Source organism: Kitasatospora sp. NPDC093806 (assembly GCF_040683335.1).
Taxonomy (GTDB): Bacteria; Actinomycetota; Actinomycetes; order Streptomycetales; family Streptomycetaceae; genus Kitasatospora.
Genome location: NZ_JBFBDO010000068.1, coordinates 1 through 14670, shown reverse-complemented (window position 1 = coordinate 14670; position 14670 = coordinate 1). Strand labels below are relative to the sequence as shown.

The window sequence follows — 14670 nt, the reverse complement described above, 5'->3', positions numbered from 1 at the left end:
ACCCCGCGAGCGCGGGGCCGACTTGTGCCCGTCACGGGCGGCCAAACACGGCCAGGGGCCATCCCCGCGCGAGTGAACCTGCGGGGCCGAGGGGCAATTCAAGCATTCGCCCCACGATCGGCCGCCGATGATGCCACGATGATTCAACAACGAGCTAAACATGGCCAGTTGGGAGAACAGTGCGTGTCTGGGTACAACCTTGTCGACGAACCGTGGCTGACGGTGCGGCCTGTCGGCGGAGGCCCTCCCGTTGAGCTGGGGATCGCCGAGGTCCTGGCCCGGGCCCACGAGTTCGAGGGGATCGTCGTCGAGTTCTCCACCCAGCTCCCGGCCCTCCTGCGCCAGGTCCTGTTGCCCGTCGTCGCCCACGCCACCGGAGCGCCCGGGAACCTTCGCGAGAAGGGCGAGCGCCTCACGCAGAACGGCGGGTTCGCCGAGGGCGAGCGCAAACTCCTTCAGGTCTATCTCGACGATCACTGTGCGAAGTTCGACCTCTTCGACCCGGCCGCCCCGTTCGCCCAGGTCGCGGGGCTGCGTACCGCGAAGGACGAGACGAAGGGTTCTGCCGCCCTCGTGGCGACCGCCGCGAGCGGCAACAACGTCCCGCTGTTCGCCAGTCGCACGGACGCGGACCCGCTCGACCTGACACCGGCCCAGGCCGCCCACTGGCTCGTGCACACCCACTGCTGGGACACCGCGGCGATCAAGACCGGCGTCGTCGGCGACGACCAGGTCAAGGCAGGCAAGACCACCGGGAACCCCACCGGCCCGCTCGGCCAGCTCGGCGTCATCGTCCCCGCCGGGCGCACCCTGTACGAGACCCTCATGCTCAACCTCCCGGTCACCCCGCCCAGCGTCCTCGGCACCCCGCAGTGGACGCGAGGCCCACACGGCCCCGCCTGGTCGACGCGCGCGGCCAAGGGCCTGCTCGACCTGTGGACCTGGCAGGCACGGCGGATCCGCCTCATCCCACACCAGAACGACGCCGGGCAGCTGCGAGTCGCACGGGTGGTCATCAGCGCCGGCGACCGCCTCACGCCGCTGCCCGAGCAGGAACCGCACACCGCCTGGACGTTCACCGCCCCCGCCAAGAAGTCCGCGACGGCTCTGCCCGAGCGCCGGCCGCGCCGCCACACGCAGGGCAAGGCCGCCTGGCGAGGCCTGGACGCCCTCCTCGCCCCCACCCGCCAGAGCGCCGACGGGGCCTTCGAGACCAGCGTCCTGCTCGATGAGGTCAGCGGCCTGCAGGAGAGCGGCAAGCTCGGCGCCGACTATCCGCTGCAGGTCGAGACCTTCGGCATGGTCTACGGTACCCAGTCCGCAGTCGTCGAGGACGTCATCCACGACGCCATCCCCCTGCCACTGCTCGCTCTCCACCAGGACAGCGAAGCCCACCTCCTTCTCCTGGACGCGGCCGAACAGGCGGAACTCCTCGCGAGGGCCGTCAACAACCTCTCCGCGGACCTACGCCGCGCCGCCGGAACCGACCCCATCCCCTGGGATAAGGGCCAGCGCCCCGGCGACCTCCTCCTGCACACCCTCGACCCCCTGGTGCGCCGCCTGCTCGCGGGCGTGCGCGGAGCCGGCGACGACGAGGACGTCCTGGAGCGGGGCCGGCTCGCGTGGGAACAGGTCGCCCACCGCCACGCTTGGGAGGCGGCGAACACGCTCCTGCTGGCCGCACCTGCCACCACGTTCGGCGGCCGGACGCTCGACCAGAGCGGCAAAGCGGGCAAGGCGCAGACCTACCGGCTCGGCACGGCCGTCGCCAACTTCCGGCGCCAGGTCGACGAGATCCTTCCCCGCCACGCCGATGCCGTCCGGCAGGCGGCTGCCGCCCGCGAAGCCGAGACCGGACCCGCCCTCGATTCCGACCCCGCCTCTGGAGCGGACTTTGACTACTGAGCACACCACCAACCGCAAAAAGCGCCGGTACTGGGACGACTTCACCGCCCCCGACCACACCTGGCGCACCGACCCCCGCACCAAGCAGCTACGCCGACCCCCCGGCGAGGACCTCGCCGCCATGCGCTCCGGCCTCGGACGGCCCGCCATGGACAGCCCCAGGATGTGGCCGCTCTACAGCTGCGACGTCGACGACCGTCTCGCGCTGCGCGACGAGGTCTCCGACGAGCAGAAGGCCGAGCACGCCGCCCTGGCCCTTTACGGCCTGCACCAGCAGAGCCAGGCCACGCCGATGCACCGCCGCGGCGTCAAACTCGGCGAGGCACTCCGCGCCCTGCGCCGCAGCGGCAAGTTCAGCGAGGAAGCCCTCGACACCCGGGTCGCCCAACTCGCGGGCGCCACCAGCGTGTCGGCGCTGCTGGTCCACCTGCGCGGCCTGATCACCCAACTGCGCACCGTCGGGCAGCCGCTGGACTACAACCACCTGATGGCCGACATCCAGGCCTGGCACCACACCGACCGGCGCCCGCAGGTCCGCCTCAAGTGGGCGGTCGGCTACCAGGCGTGGAAGGACAAGGCGCCCGCCGACTGAGCCCGCCTGCCCGCCTCCCAGCTGCCCGTACCGCCATCCCCGAGGAGAAGCGCATGACCGACCGCCTCTACATCGACGTGCACATCCTGCAGACCGTCCCGCCGGCCAACCTCAACCGGGACGACAACGGCAACCCCAAGGAGGCCTACTTCGGCGGCAAGCGCCGCTCCCGGGTCTCCTCCCAGGCCTGGAAGCGCGCCACGCGCCTGCACTTCGCCGAGAGCCGCGACCGGCAGGACCTCGCCACCCGGACCAAGCGGATCGCCTCCCAGCTCGCCAAAGGCATCGCCGAACGCACCCCCGTCGCGGCGGAGGACGCGCAGCGGATCGCCGACGCCCTGATCAAGACGACCGGGATCTCCGCCGGCAAGAAGGAAGGCGACACCGCCTACCTCCTCTTCTACGGCCGCCGCCAGCTGGCCGGCATCGTCGACCTGGTCGCCGACAGCGCCGCCGACCTCGCCGCCCTCGACGCCAAGGCGCTGGAGGAGGCCGTCAAGGCCCTGCCGGTCAAGGAGCAACTGAAGACCGGCCACCCGGCCGACGTCGCCCTCTTCGGCCGCATGGTCGCCGACATCCCCAGCCTGAACGTCGACGCCGCCACCCAGGTCGCCCACGCGATCTCCACCCACGCCGCGGAACTCGAATTCGACTACTACACGGCCGTCGACGACGAAAACACCGCCGACGAGACCGGGGCCGGCATGATCGGCACCATCGGCTTCAACTCCGCCACCCTCTACCGCTACGCGACCGTCGGCCTGCACCAGCTGCGCGAGAACCTCGGCGACGACAAGGCCGCCGTCGACGCCGTCGACCTGTTCGTCGACTCCTTCGCCCGCTCCATGCCCACCGGCTACGGCAACTCCTTCGCCCACCGCACCCGCCCCAGCCTGGTCGCCGTCGTCGTCCGCGCAGACCAGCCCGTGAACCTCGTCTCCGCCTACGAGAACCCCGTCCCGGCGAGCCGGGGCATCGTCGTCGAGTCCGCGCGCCGCCTCGCCACCGAGTTCGCCACCGCCACCGAGCAGTGGGGCGACGAACCGGCATACCTCGCCATCTGCCACACCCTTGGCACCGGCAGTGGTACCGATGCCGAGGAGACCGGGCAGAAGCTGGCGGACTCGTTCGGGGCGAACCGCACCTTCACCGAACTGCGCGACGGCCTGCGCGCCGCCCTCACCGAGCGGGTGAACGGCAACTGATGCCCATCAAACCCACCCCCGGTCCCGCCCCCGCCGCGGACCGGCCGGACGACGCGCAGGCAGTCCTCGTCCTGCGCCTGGCCGGCCCGCTCCAGTCCTGGGGCGACCGCAGCGCCTTCAACCGCCGCGACAGCCGGCCCCAGCCGACCAAGTCCGGCGTCGTCGGCCTGCTCGCCGCCGCCGCGGGCCGACCGCGCGAAGCGGACATCACCGACCTCGTCGGCCTGCGCCTGGGCGTGCGCATCGACCAGCCCGGCACCCTGCTGCGCGACTACCACACCGTCAGCGACTACCGCGGCCGTCCGCTCCCGCAGGCCGGCGTCAACGCCAAGGGCCTGCAGAAGCCGACCTCCCCGGCCAAGGACACCTACGTCACCCACCGCTACTACCTCCAGGACGCCGTGTTCGTCGCCGCCGTCCAGGGCCCGGCCATGCTCGTCACGGCGCTCGCCGAGGCGATCCGCCGCCCCGCCTTCCCCCTCGCGCTCGGCCGGCGCTCGTGCGTCCCGACCCAGCCGATCGTCCTCGGCGCGGTGCGCGACGCCACCCTGGAGGACGTCCTGGCCGCAGAGCCCTGGCAGGCGGGCGCGCCTGCCAGGGACGCCTACCGGCGGCGGGCCGAACGGCGGCCGGAGCCGTTCTCGCCGCACCGGATCGACCTGGCCGCGACCTTCGACGACCCGGCGGGCGAGGACACCCTCCAGGACGTCCCGCGCACCTTCGCACCCCGCGAACGCGGCTTCTCCATCCGGCGGATCCGCCACGAATGGCTCAGCGTCCCCACCGGCCTCGACCCGTCCGCCACGACCACGCACCCGGCCACCGACGCCGGCGGCCACGACCCGTTCGCCCTGCTGGGCTGGTGACCTAGATGACCTACCTCTCCCGCGTCCGCATCAACCCCCTGCGCGCCGCCAGCCGCAACCTGCTCGCCAACCCCCGAGCCCTGCACGGCGCCGTCCTGGCCGGCATCCCCGACACCGCCCCCGGCGACCGGATCCTGTGGCGCCTGGACGCCGACCACCCGCGCCGCCCGATGCTGCTGGTCCTCACCCCGTCCAAGCCGGACTGGACCCACATCGTCGAACAGGCCGGCTGGCCCGACGCCGAAGGCGAGCACTACGCGATCCGCGACTACAGCCCGCTGCTCGCCCAGCTCGCCGTCGGCCGGGAGTTCGCCTTCCGCCTCAAAGCCAGCCCCGTGCAGAACACCTCCAAGCCGGACAAGGCGAGCCCGCACCGCACCAAGACCGAAGCCGAACTCCACCACCGCTCCTACCGCATGGCCCACCGCACGGCCGCCCAGCAGCTCACCTGGTTCCTCGACCGCACCACCCGCTGGGGCTTCACGGTCCCCGAAGCGCGGACCGACGAGCCGGCGCCGGGCCTCGCACCGCCGGCCTCGGACACCCCCGGCGATGCGCAGCCCGCCCGGGAGGTGAGGATCACCGATCGCGGCCGCAGCACCTTCACCAAGCCCGGTACCCGCACCCCGGTCACCCTCACCACCGCCACCTTCGAGGGCCACCTGCGCATCAGCGACCCCGCCCTCCTGCAGGCCGCCCTCCTCGGCGGCATCGGCCCCTCCAAGGCGTACGGCTGCGGCCTGCTCACCCTCGCCCCGCTGCCGCCAGGGGCAGGCTGACCGATGGCCGACATCTGGTGGAAGGCCCACCCCCACGACCTGCACCGCCTCGCCGACCGGATCTCAAGCGTCTACGTCGAACGCAGCCACATCGACCGCGACGAGAACGCCGTCGTCATCATCAACAAACGCGAGACCGTCCGCGTCCCCGCCGCCATGGTCGCCGTTATGCTCCTGGGCCCCGGCACCCGCATCACCCACGGCGCCGTCAACCTCCTCGCCGACTCCGGCACCACCGTGTGCTGGGTCGGCGAACAGGGAGTACGCATGTACGCCGCCGGGCTGGGCCCCAGCCGCGGAGCTGCGCTCCTCAACCGGCAGGCGTGGCTGGTCAGCCGCACCAAGGAACGCCTCGCCGTCGCACGGAACATGTACCGCATGCGGTTCCCGGGCGAGGACGTCAGCGCCGCCACCATGCAGCAGCTGCGCGGACGCGAGGGCGCCCGCATCCGCAAGCTCTACCAGGCCGAATCGCGGCGCACCGGCGTTGCCTGGAACGGCCGCGTCTACAAGGCCGGCGACGCCCACGCCGCAGGCGACGACCTCAACCGCCTCCTGTCGGCGGCCAACGCCGCGCTCTACGGCATCTGCCACGCCGTCATCACCGGCCTGGGCGCCAGCCCCGGCCTCGGCTTCGTCCACACCGGCCTGGCCACCTCCTTCGTCCTCGACATCGCCGACCTCTACAAGGCCGAATACACCATCCCCCTCGCCTTCGACCTCGCCCAGCAGGGCCACACGGAGGAGCGCGACGCCCGCCTGGGCCTGCGCGACCGCATCGCGCAGGACAAGCTGCTCGGCCGCATCGTCCACGACGTCAAGACCCTCCTCAGCCCGGAGGGCACCGACATGCCCGACATGGAGGTCAACGAGCTCTGGGACGAACGCGTCGGCACGGTCCAGGGCGGCGTCAACTGGTCCGGAAGCGAAGGCGAGCCAGCGCCCGAGGCCCTCGACCGGGGCATGGGCGACGAACACCTAGCCATCATCGGCCCGGAGTTCACCCAGGACACGAGCAGCCCATGACCGTCATCATCCTCATCGCCGCCCCCGAAGGCCTACGCGGCCACCTCACCCGCTGGATGGTCGAAGTCAACGCCGGCGTCTTCGTCGGCACCCCCAGCCGCCGCATCCGCGACCGCCTCTGGGACCTCCTCGCCACCCGCATCGGCGACGGCCAAGCCGTCCTCGTCGAACCCGCCACCAACGAACAGGGCTGGACCGTCCGCACCGCCGGCAAGGACCGCTGGAAGCCCGTCGACTTCGACGGACTGATCCTCTCAGCCCGCCCCCGCCGGTAAACCCGCAGGTCACGAAGCATCGGCCCCGCGCTCGCGGGGATTGCTCCCGGGTCGTCGACCGCGCGGTGTGGCCCTGCCAGTCGGCCCCGCACGCGCGGGGATTGCTCCCTCCTCGGCCCCGGCCAGCCTGCGATCAAGCTGTCGGCCCCGCGCTCGCGGGGGTTGCTCCACCCCGCTGCCGGGGTCGTAGGTGAGCAGGGCGTCGGCCCCGCGTTCGCGGGGGTTGCTCCCGGTCGGGCATGTTCGCCCGCCGCAGCACCCCGTCGGCCCCGCATGTACGGGGATAGCTCCTGCACCGGCGTACCCACCTGGTAGCCGGCCGATTCGGCCCGGCACGCGCGCCCGGAGGACCGGGCCTTTGCCCAGGCCGTGAGGGTCGAGACGTCTGGGCAGGGCTCCCCAGTCTCCTGAGGAGCCCTGCCCACGGAGAGCTGTCAGAACTGGTGGTCGTACGCCACGGTCACCGGGGCGTGGTCGGACCAGCGCTCGGCGTGGGTGTCGGCGCGCTCGACGTAGGCTTCGACGGCCTTGGCGGCCAGGGCCGGGGTGGCGACCTGGAGGTCGATGCGCCATCCGGAGTCGTTGTCGAAGGCGCGGCCGCGGTAGGACCACCAGGAGTAGGGGCCGGTGCGGTCGGGGTGGAGGGCGCGGACGACGTCGACGTAGCCGGCCTCGTCGTAGACGCGGGAGAGCCAGGCGCGTTCCTCGGGGAGGAAGCCGGCGGACTTCTGGTTGGCCTTCCAGTTCTTGAGGTCCTCGGGGCGGTGGGCGATGTTCCAGTCGCCGCAGACGACGACCTCGCGGCCGTCGGCGGCGGCGCGGGTGCGGAGCTTGCCGAGGTGGGTGAGGAATTCCGCCATGAAGCGTTCCTTCTCCTCCTGGCGCTCGGTGCCGACCTCGCCGGAGGGGAGGTAGAGGCTGGCGACGGTCAGGCCGGGCAGGTCGATTTCGACGTATCGGCCCGAATTGTCGAATTCATCCGATTCGAAGCCGATGACCGTGCGGCTCGGCTCCTGGCGGGACAGGATGGCGACGCCGGCCCGGCCCTTGGCGGCGGCGGGGGCCCAGATTGCGTGCCAGCCGTCCAGGTCGCGCAGTTCTACCGGTAGCTGCCCGGGTTCGGAGCGCACCTCCTGGAGGCAGATGACGTCCGCCTCGGTGGCGGCCAGCCACTCGATGAAGCCCTTCTTGGCGGCGGCCCGGATTCCGTTCACATTCACACTCGTCACCACGATCACCCGGGCAGCCTACCGAGTGGGGTGGGCGGACCCGCAGTGCGACGCGTCCGCTTGCGGAGCTGTCGTGAACGCGACATGAAAGTGTGCGGTGGGCCCGGTGTGCGCCGTCATTGGTCTTGACCATCTCCCGGCCGAGCCCCTAGGGTCACTTACTGCAAGGACCTTTAATAAAGAAGGACGGAAAAAGCCCGCTCTCCCACCTGCCGCAACAGCGGACAGCGGGTCGGCGCCGCCCCTCTTTCGGCCGGTCGTCCGGGTAGGGCGGTCCGGCAGGGTGTTCGGCAGTGCGGAAGAAACCAGGGTGGAGGACACGGTGGGGACGACAGGACAGCTCACGGCGGTACCGGAACCGAAGTACTGGCACCTGCGCACGGTGCTGCTCCGCGCCATCGACACGGAGTTCTCCACCGGCCAGATCCTCCCGAACGAGCGCGAGCTCTCCGCCCGCTTCGGCGTCGCCCGGGCCACCCTGCGGCAGGCGCTCGACCAGCTGGAGCTGGAGGGCCGCCTGGTCCGCCGGCGCGGCATCGGCACCCTGATCGCCGCCCCCCGGGTCGGCGTCCCGGTGAACCGGCAGGAGGAGGGCTGGCCCGGCGCCGCCCGCAGCCAGTCCTGGCGCACCGTCGACTGCACCACCGCCCCGGCCGCGCCCCGGCTGGCGCAGGCGCTCGGCATCGCCGAGGGCGCGACCGTGCACACCGTCCGCCGGGTCCGCCTCGTCCAGGGCCAGGCGATGGCCACCGAGTCGCTGCACGTGCCGGCCGCCGCGCTGCCGCACCTGCCCGGCTTCCGGGCCGAGAGCGACCGCGCCCGTTCGGTGCTGCGGCAGCTGGAGCGGCTGGAGGTCGACGGCGAGTCCCGTTCGGTCGAGCTCGGCGTCGCCGAGGCCGAGGAGGCCGCCCTGCTGGAGCGGCCCCCCGGCTCCCCGGTGCTGGTGATGACCACCCAGTACGCCGCGGCCGGCCGCCTGGTGGCGCTCGCCGTCTCCACCTACCGCGCGGACACCTGCAAGCTCACCTTCGGCGAGACCGGCCTCGTCGAGGTCACCCCCGTCGGCGCCACCCCGGTCGGTGCCGCCGCCTCCTGAACCATCTCCGAAAACCCTCAGGCCCAGGCCCGGACGCCTTCCAGTCGGAAGCGTCCGGGCCTGGGCCGTTTCCAGGCCTTGTAGGGGCCTATGGAGAGAGGCCAGGGGCAGGGGGAGCCGCCCCGGTCAGGCGCCGTCGGGCCCCGTCAGGCGCGGGCGGGGGCGGCGGCCGTGGCGGGGGCCGGGTCGGCCGGCGGGTTGACGGCGAAGAGCTGCTCCTCCACCTGGTCGAGCGCCACCCGCAGGGCGCCCATCGCGACGACCTCCGACCCCAGGGCGGCGAGCGCCACCTCCGGCGCGCGCAGGGTGAACTGGGCGAGCCGCTCGCGCAGCGGGTCCAGGACCCCGTCGAGCCCGGCCGCCCAGCCGCCGACCACCACCAACTGCGGGTCGATGGCCAGCACCAGGGCCGCGACGCTCTGCACCAGCCGGGTCAGGAAGCGGTCCATCGCGACCTGCGCCACCTCGTCGCCCTCGCGCGCCAGCCGCAGCACCCGGGCGACGGCCGCCTCGTCCAGCGGGTTGAGCGGCTTGCCGGTGGTGGAGAGCAACCGCTCGGGCGTGACCTCCTGGCCGAGCAGGTGCAGGGCGCCGATCTCGCCCGCCGCCCCGCCGTAACCCCGGTGCAGGCGGCCGTTGATGAGCGAACCCGCGCCGGGGCTCAGGCCGGCCATGACGAAGACGACGTCGTCGGCGCCGACCGCCGCGCCCTGCCAGTGCTCGGCGATGGCCGCGAGGTTGGCGTCGTTCTCGATCATCACCGGGCAGCGGAACGACCGCCGCAGCCGGGCCCCGAGGTCGAGGCCGGTCCAGCCGGGCATCGCGGTGCCGAGCTGCACGGTGCCGTCCCGGTCGACGATGCCGGGCGTGCCGACGCCGACCGCCCACAGGCTGTCCCGGGACACGCCCGCCTTGCGCAGCACCTCGGCCACCACCGACCGCACGGCGGCGAGCCGTTCCTCCGCGTCGATGGTCTCGTCGACCGTCCGGCAGTGGCTGCCGACGACCTCGCCGGTCAGGTCGGCGAGGATGATCCGCAGGTCGTGCACACCGATCTCGATGCCGAGGATGTGCCCGGCCTCGGCCCGGAACCGGAACCACCGGGCGGGGCGCCCGCGCCGGCCGGGGCCAGGCTGGGTCCCCTGCTGCGGCTGCTCGACCTCGGCGACCAGGCCGGTCTCCACCAGTCCCTCGATCACGCCCTCGACGGTCGGCCGGGACAGCCCGGTGTCGCCGACCAGCTGGGTGAGGGTCACGGCGTGCCCGGCCCGCAGGGCGCGAAGGGTCACCGCGGCGTTGATCCGCCGCAGGAGTGAGGAGTCGCCACCGGTGAGTCGATCCGCCAAGACGCTGCCCTTCGCCGTTCGCGCGACTGCCCTGGCGCGCGTGCCGAGTACGCGGGCATCGCCGGATGGCACGACCGGGTGGCCCGCGAGAGTCCGCCGCCCGACAGGCCGGCACGGCGGCGCTGGGCCGCCTGCGCCGGGCCGGGTGGCCCGAGCCGGATGCTACCCGGGTGCGGCCTCGCCCGGCGAGCATCCTCGCAGCTCACCCAGGCTTCGGTATCGAAATGGTACGCACCGGGGGGCGGTCCGTGATCCGCCGTTCACCGCACCGTCCCGAGGGCCCCGCCAGCCCCGTCCGCGGGTCGGCGGCGGGCCGTTCGTGAGCTGGTGGAGGGGGCGGTGGAGAGGGCCGGCGGAGGGGGCGACGACGGGGCCGTTCGGATGCTGTGCGGATGCGGATGCGGGTGTGGGCGGCCCCGTCAGCCCAGGCCGCCCGTCGCGCCGAGGTTCTGGCCGGAGACCCACCGGCCGTCCGGCCCCGCCAGGAACGCGACCACGTCCGCGACGTCCGCCGGCTGCCCCAGCCTCCGCAGCGGCGTCAGACCGGCCACCGTCTCCAGCGCCTGCGGCGTGTTGACGGAGCGCAGCAGGTCGGTGTCGATCGGTCCGGGGGAGACGGTGTTGGCGGTGATCCCGCGCGGCCCGAGCTCCAGTGCGGCGGCGACCGTCAGCTGTTCCAGCGCGCCCTTGCTGGCCAGGTAGGGCGCGATGCCGTCGACCGGCCGGCGGGTGTTGAGGGTGGAGATGTTGACGATCCGGCCGCCGGCGCGCATCCACCGCGCCGCGTAGCGGATGGTCAGGAAGACGGCGCGGGTGTTGACGGCGAGCACGGCGTCGAACTCGGCCGGGTCGGTTTCGGCGAGCGGCGTCCGGCTGAACGAGCGGGCCGCGTTGTTGACCAGGATGTCCAGGCCGCCGAGGTGTTCCTCAGCCGCCGCCATCAACCGCTCCGCGCCGTCCGGCTCGCCGAGGTCCGCCCGCACCGCGTGGGCCCGCCCGGCGCCCTTGGCGGCGACCGCGCGGACCACGTCCGCGGCGGCCGCGTCGTCGCTGGCGTACCCGAAGACGACGTCCGCGCCGTCCGCCGCCAACCGCTCGACCACGGCGTGCCCGATCCCGCGCGAGCCGCCGGTGACGACCGCGGCCCGACCCGTCAGCGTCCTGTCCGACACCGCGACTCCCCGTTTCCGGCCGGTCGCACACCGGCCCCTCGCAGAACCTACCGGTCGCGGGCCCGCCGGGGGCGCTTTCGGCTGGTCGCGCGCCGTCTTTCTGATGAACCGTCAGGGCTCCGTCGTCCAACCTCCGTTGCCGGACCCGCACCCTCCCTCGCCGCCCGGCCTGACCGTCCGACGATCCGGTGCGTGCGCGGAGCGCCAGGTCAGGAGCCTTATGCTGCTGCGCATGCTGAACGAGACGCGCCCCGCCCAGGCGGGCGGGCCCGCCGTGACCTCCCCGCGTGCCCCGTCCTCCCCGTCCGACCGGGAGTCCGACCGGGAATCCGACCGGGCGTCCGACCGGGAGTTCGTGCGAGCGGAGACGCGCCTCGTGCCCGTGCCGTTCGTGCCCGAGGTGAGCCTGCACATGGCGGAGGACGCCATCGCGCTGTGGGAGTCGACCGAGTCCGCGCGCGGCGAGCGCGGACTGCCGCCGCCGTTCTGGGCGTTCGCCTGGGCGGGCGGGGTCGGGGTGGCCCGGTACGTGCTGGACCACCCGGAACTGGTCGCCGGGCGGACGGTGCTGGACCTCGCGGCCGGCTCCGGCCTGGTCGGCATCGCGGCGGCGCTGCGCGGGGCCCGCGCCGTCCGGGCTGCCGAGATCGACGCGTACGCGGTCGTCGCCATCGGGCTCAACGCGGAGGCGAACGGCGTCCGGGTGGACGCGGCCGTCGAGGACCTGCTGGACGGCGACGGCGCCCCGGCCGAGGTCGTGCTCGCCGGGGACGTCTTCTACGAGCGCGCCATGGCCGCCCGCTTCCTGCCGTTCCTCGAACGCGCGCGGGCCCGCGGCGCGACGGTCATCGTCGGCGACCCGGGGCGCGCCTACCTGCCGCGCGAACGGTTCACGGCGCTGGCCGCGTACGACGTCCCGGTGGTCGCCGACCTGGAGGACGCGGCGCTGAAGACGACCACGGTGTGGGCGCTCGCGGACGCCCGCTGAGGCTGCCGTGAAATCCTCGGCGGGGCACGGCCGGGCCCTGGTAGACACATCGGTATGACCGACGATCAGAACCACTCTTATTCGCTGCGCGCCGCCACCCCCGACGAGATCCCCGCCGTGCTCGCCCTCTGGGCCCGGGCGGCCAAGGGCACCAGCATCACGGACGACGCCGCCGGCGTGGCGGCGCTGCTCGCCCGCGACCCGGAGTGCCTGCTCGTCGCCGCCCGCGCGGACGACCCGGCCGTCCTCCTCGGCACGGTGATCGCCGGCTGGGACGGCTGGCGCTGCCACCTCTACCGCCTCGCCGTCGACCCCGACCACCGCCGCCGCGGCATCGGCGCCGCCCTGATCTCAGCCGCCGAACAGCGCTTCGCGGCCCTCGGCGGACGGCGGGTGGACGCGATGGTGCTGGACGAGAACGCGCTCGGCCACCGCACCTGGCACGCGGCGGGGTACGAGGCGCAGCCGCAGTGGTCGCGCTGGGTGAAGCCGCTGGCCTCGGACTGACGCACCGGGAGCCGTCGGCGCCAGGGTCGGTCGCCGGATGAGCCCCGGCCGCCGGATGGGCGCGGACGGCTGGCGGGGGCCGTCGGGGCGTGGTGCGCTGGCACCATCCGTATGCGAACCGATTCGGTTCCGCGGTCCCCGGCGCACCTGGAAGAGAGCCACCACGCCATGACCGTTTCGACCGGCCCGATCGAACCCGCCGAGCTGCTCGCGCAGATCCCCGACTTCGAGCAGGCCCTCGCCTTCTACCACCGCCACCTCGCCCCGGACACCGCCGTCGACCTGTCGGTCGCGGAGAACGTCCTCGTCTACGAGGACTCGATGCAGAAGATGGTGTTCGACCACACCGCCCTGCTGCCCGAGGAGTACCTCCACTACTTCTCGGCGTACGGCACGCCGCAGCTGCGCGCGCGGGTCGCGGCGCTGCTCGCCAAGGCGTTCGACGCCCCGGTGGCGGCGGGGGACGTCTTCGGCACGGCGGGCGTCGGCTCGGCACTGGAGTGCCTGGCCTTCGCGCTCCAGGACGCGCCGAAGCCGGACGAGCCCGGCCCGCCGCCGCTGCTGGAGGGGGACGCGGTGCTGCTGCCGGCGCCGTACTGGCAGGGGTTCAACTGGTCCTTCGAGCAGCGCCCGAAGCTGGAGTGCGTCCCCGTGAGGCTGCCCACCGAGGGGCCGGAGCGGTTCCGGCTCTCGCTGGCCGTGATCAAGGAGGCGTACTTCCGGTACCACCGGCTGAACGACAAGTTCCCCCGGCTGCTGGTGCTGACCAACCCGCACAACCCGCTCGGCGTCAACTACGGCAAGGCGCTCCAGGAGGAGATCTACGCGTGGGTGATGGACGAGACCGAGATGCACATCATCTCCGACGAGATCTACGCACATTCACAAGTCCACGGCGTCCGGGTGCCGTTCACCAGCGCCCTCGCCCTGGACGCCTACCGGGCCCATCCGGAGCGGGTCCACGTTGTCTGGGGCTTCGCCAAGGACTTCGGGCTCTCCGGCTTCCGGACCGGCTTCGTGGTGTCGAAGTACGGGCCGGTGCAGCGCGCGATGCTCGGCACCAAGGGCATCGAGGAGAAGAAGCACCCGATGTCCTGGTTCACACCCTTCGACTCGCTGAAGCACTACGTGGTCGGCTCGGTGCTGGAGAGCACGGTCAACGGCAGCCCGGAGCTGTACACCGACTACGCGATGCGGCGCTACAAGGACCTGCTCAGCGAGAGCTTCGAGCAGGTGAAGGACCGACTCACCGCCCGGGACATCCCCTTCGTCCATCTGGAGGGCGACAACCCCGCGCAGTTCTTCTGGCTGGACCTGACCTCCTACCTCGGCAAGCGCCCGCCCGTCGGCGCGTACACCCTCCCGCCGCTGCCGATCACCGCGAACAGCGGCGACCTCGACCCGGACGAGCTCTGGCTCTTCAACTACTTGGCCGCACCTCCGACCGAGGTCTCCCTCCTCCCCGGCGGCACCATGCACTGCCTCGCCCCCGGCTTCTTCCGCCTCTGCTACACCGCCCGCCAACCCGAGGAGGTCTGCGCCGCCGTCGACCGCGTCGCCGAGGCCCTCTCCCAGCTGGTCATCGTGGGATAGGGGACAACGGGTCGGCCCGGGAGGAAGCGCCCTCCCGGGCCGACCGTTTGCCTGTCCCGGCCTGCGCGGGAAGTCGGCCCGTCCGAGATCG

At 73.0% G+C, this 14670-nt stretch carries 14 protein-coding genes; 11 read left to right on the top strand and 3 right to left on the bottom strand.

Annotated elements, in window-relative coordinates; all coding sequences use genetic code 11:
- Positions 1 to 183 precede the first annotated feature (183 nt).
- The 7 genes from casA to cas2e are packed head-to-tail and all read left to right on the top strand — an operon-like array spanning position 184 to position 6648.
- Positions 184 to 1905, top strand: a complete 1722-nt coding sequence (casA, locus tag AB0N76_RS26645) for a type I-E CRISPR-associated protein Cse1/CasA (protein ID WP_363561106.1) — start codon at positions 184 to 186, stop codon at positions 1903 to 1905.
- On the top strand, positions 1895 to 2497 hold the full coding sequence (gene casB / locus AB0N76_RS26640) for a type I-E CRISPR-associated protein Cse2/CasB (RefSeq protein ID WP_363561104.1): 603 nt from the start codon (positions 1895 to 1897) through the stop codon (positions 2495 to 2497). The genes casA and casB overlap by 11 nt, the downstream gene beginning before the upstream one ends.
- A 53-nt stretch (positions 2498 to 2550) precedes the next feature.
- On the top strand, positions 2551 to 3702 hold the full coding sequence (gene cas7e / locus AB0N76_RS26635) for a type I-E CRISPR-associated protein Cas7/Cse4/CasC (RefSeq protein ID WP_363561102.1): 1152 nt from the start codon (positions 2551 to 2553) through the stop codon (positions 3700 to 3702).
- Positions 3702 to 4568 carry a type I-E CRISPR-associated protein Cas5/CasD gene (cas5e, locus tag AB0N76_RS26630; RefSeq protein ID WP_363561100.1) on the top strand — a complete coding sequence of 289 codons (867 nt, stop codon included), beginning with the start codon at positions 3702 to 3704 and terminating at the stop codon, positions 4566 to 4568. Before cas7e ends, cas5e begins: the two co-directional genes overlap by 1 nt.
- 5 nt (positions 4569 to 4573) lie before the next feature.
- On the top strand, positions 4574 to 5347 hold the full coding sequence (cas6e, locus tag AB0N76_RS26625) for a type I-E CRISPR-associated protein Cas6/Cse3/CasE (protein ID WP_363561098.1): 774 nt from the start codon (positions 4574 to 4576) through the stop codon (positions 5345 to 5347).
- A gap of 3 nt (positions 5348 to 5350) precedes the next feature.
- Positions 5351 to 6373: a type I-E CRISPR-associated endonuclease Cas1e gene (gene cas1e, locus AB0N76_RS26620; protein ID WP_363561096.1), complete on the top strand. Its 1023-nt coding sequence runs from the start codon at positions 5351 to 5353 to the stop codon at positions 6371 to 6373.
- Entirely contained in the window at positions 6370 to 6648 is a 279-nt protein-coding gene (gene cas2e / locus AB0N76_RS26615) for a type I-E CRISPR-associated endoribonuclease Cas2e (protein ID WP_350882445.1), read from the top strand. Before cas1e ends, cas2e begins: the two co-directional genes overlap by 4 nt.
- A 434-nt stretch (positions 6649 to 7082) precedes the next feature.
- On the opposite strand, the gene AB0N76_RS26610 is transcribed toward cas2e, so the two are convergent.
- Positions 7083 to 7886 (bottom strand): exodeoxyribonuclease III, encoded by an 804-nt coding sequence (locus AB0N76_RS26610; protein WP_363561094.1) that lies wholly within the window; start codon positions 7884 to 7886, stop codon positions 7083 to 7085.
- A 313-nt stretch (positions 7887 to 8199) separates the two neighbouring features.
- On the opposite strand from AB0N76_RS26610, the gene AB0N76_RS26605 reads away from it, so the two are divergent.
- On the top strand, positions 8200 to 8973 hold the full coding sequence (locus AB0N76_RS26605; protein ID WP_363561092.1) for a GntR family transcriptional regulator: 774 nt from the start codon (positions 8200 to 8202) through the stop codon (positions 8971 to 8973).
- 146 nt (positions 8974 to 9119) lie between these two features.
- On the opposite strand, the gene AB0N76_RS26600 is transcribed toward AB0N76_RS26605, so the two are convergent.
- Both AB0N76_RS26600 and AB0N76_RS26595 read right to left on the bottom strand, forming a co-directional pair.
- Entirely contained in the window at positions 9120 to 10319 is a 1200-nt protein-coding gene (locus tag AB0N76_RS26600) for an ROK family protein (RefSeq protein ID WP_363561090.1), read from the bottom strand.
- A gap of 419 nt (positions 10320 to 10738) precedes the next feature.
- Positions 10739 to 11491 (bottom strand): SDR family oxidoreductase, encoded by a 753-nt coding sequence (locus AB0N76_RS26595; RefSeq protein ID WP_363561088.1) that lies wholly within the window; start codon positions 11489 to 11491, stop codon positions 10739 to 10741.
- Positions 11492 to 11723: 232 nt separating this feature from the next.
- On the opposite strand from AB0N76_RS26595, the gene AB0N76_RS26590 reads away from it, so the two are divergent.
- The 3 genes from AB0N76_RS26590 to AB0N76_RS26580 all read left to right on the top strand — a co-directional run bounded on the left by AB0N76_RS26590 (position 11724) and on the right by AB0N76_RS26580 (position 14579).
- Positions 11724 to 12479, top strand: a complete 756-nt coding sequence (locus AB0N76_RS26590) for a 50S ribosomal protein L11 methyltransferase (RefSeq protein WP_363561086.1) — start codon at positions 11724 to 11726, stop codon at positions 12477 to 12479.
- Positions 12480 to 12533: 54 nt separating this feature from the next.
- On the top strand, positions 12534 to 12986 hold the full coding sequence (locus AB0N76_RS26585; RefSeq protein WP_363561084.1) for a GNAT family N-acetyltransferase: 453 nt from the start codon (positions 12534 to 12536) through the stop codon (positions 12984 to 12986).
- Positions 12987 to 13154: 168 nt separating this feature from the next.
- Positions 13155 to 14579: an aminotransferase class I/II-fold pyridoxal phosphate-dependent enzyme gene (locus AB0N76_RS26580; protein WP_363561082.1), complete on the top strand. Its 1425-nt coding sequence runs from the start codon at positions 13155 to 13157 to the stop codon at positions 14577 to 14579.
- Positions 14580 to 14670: the final 91 nt, after the last annotated feature.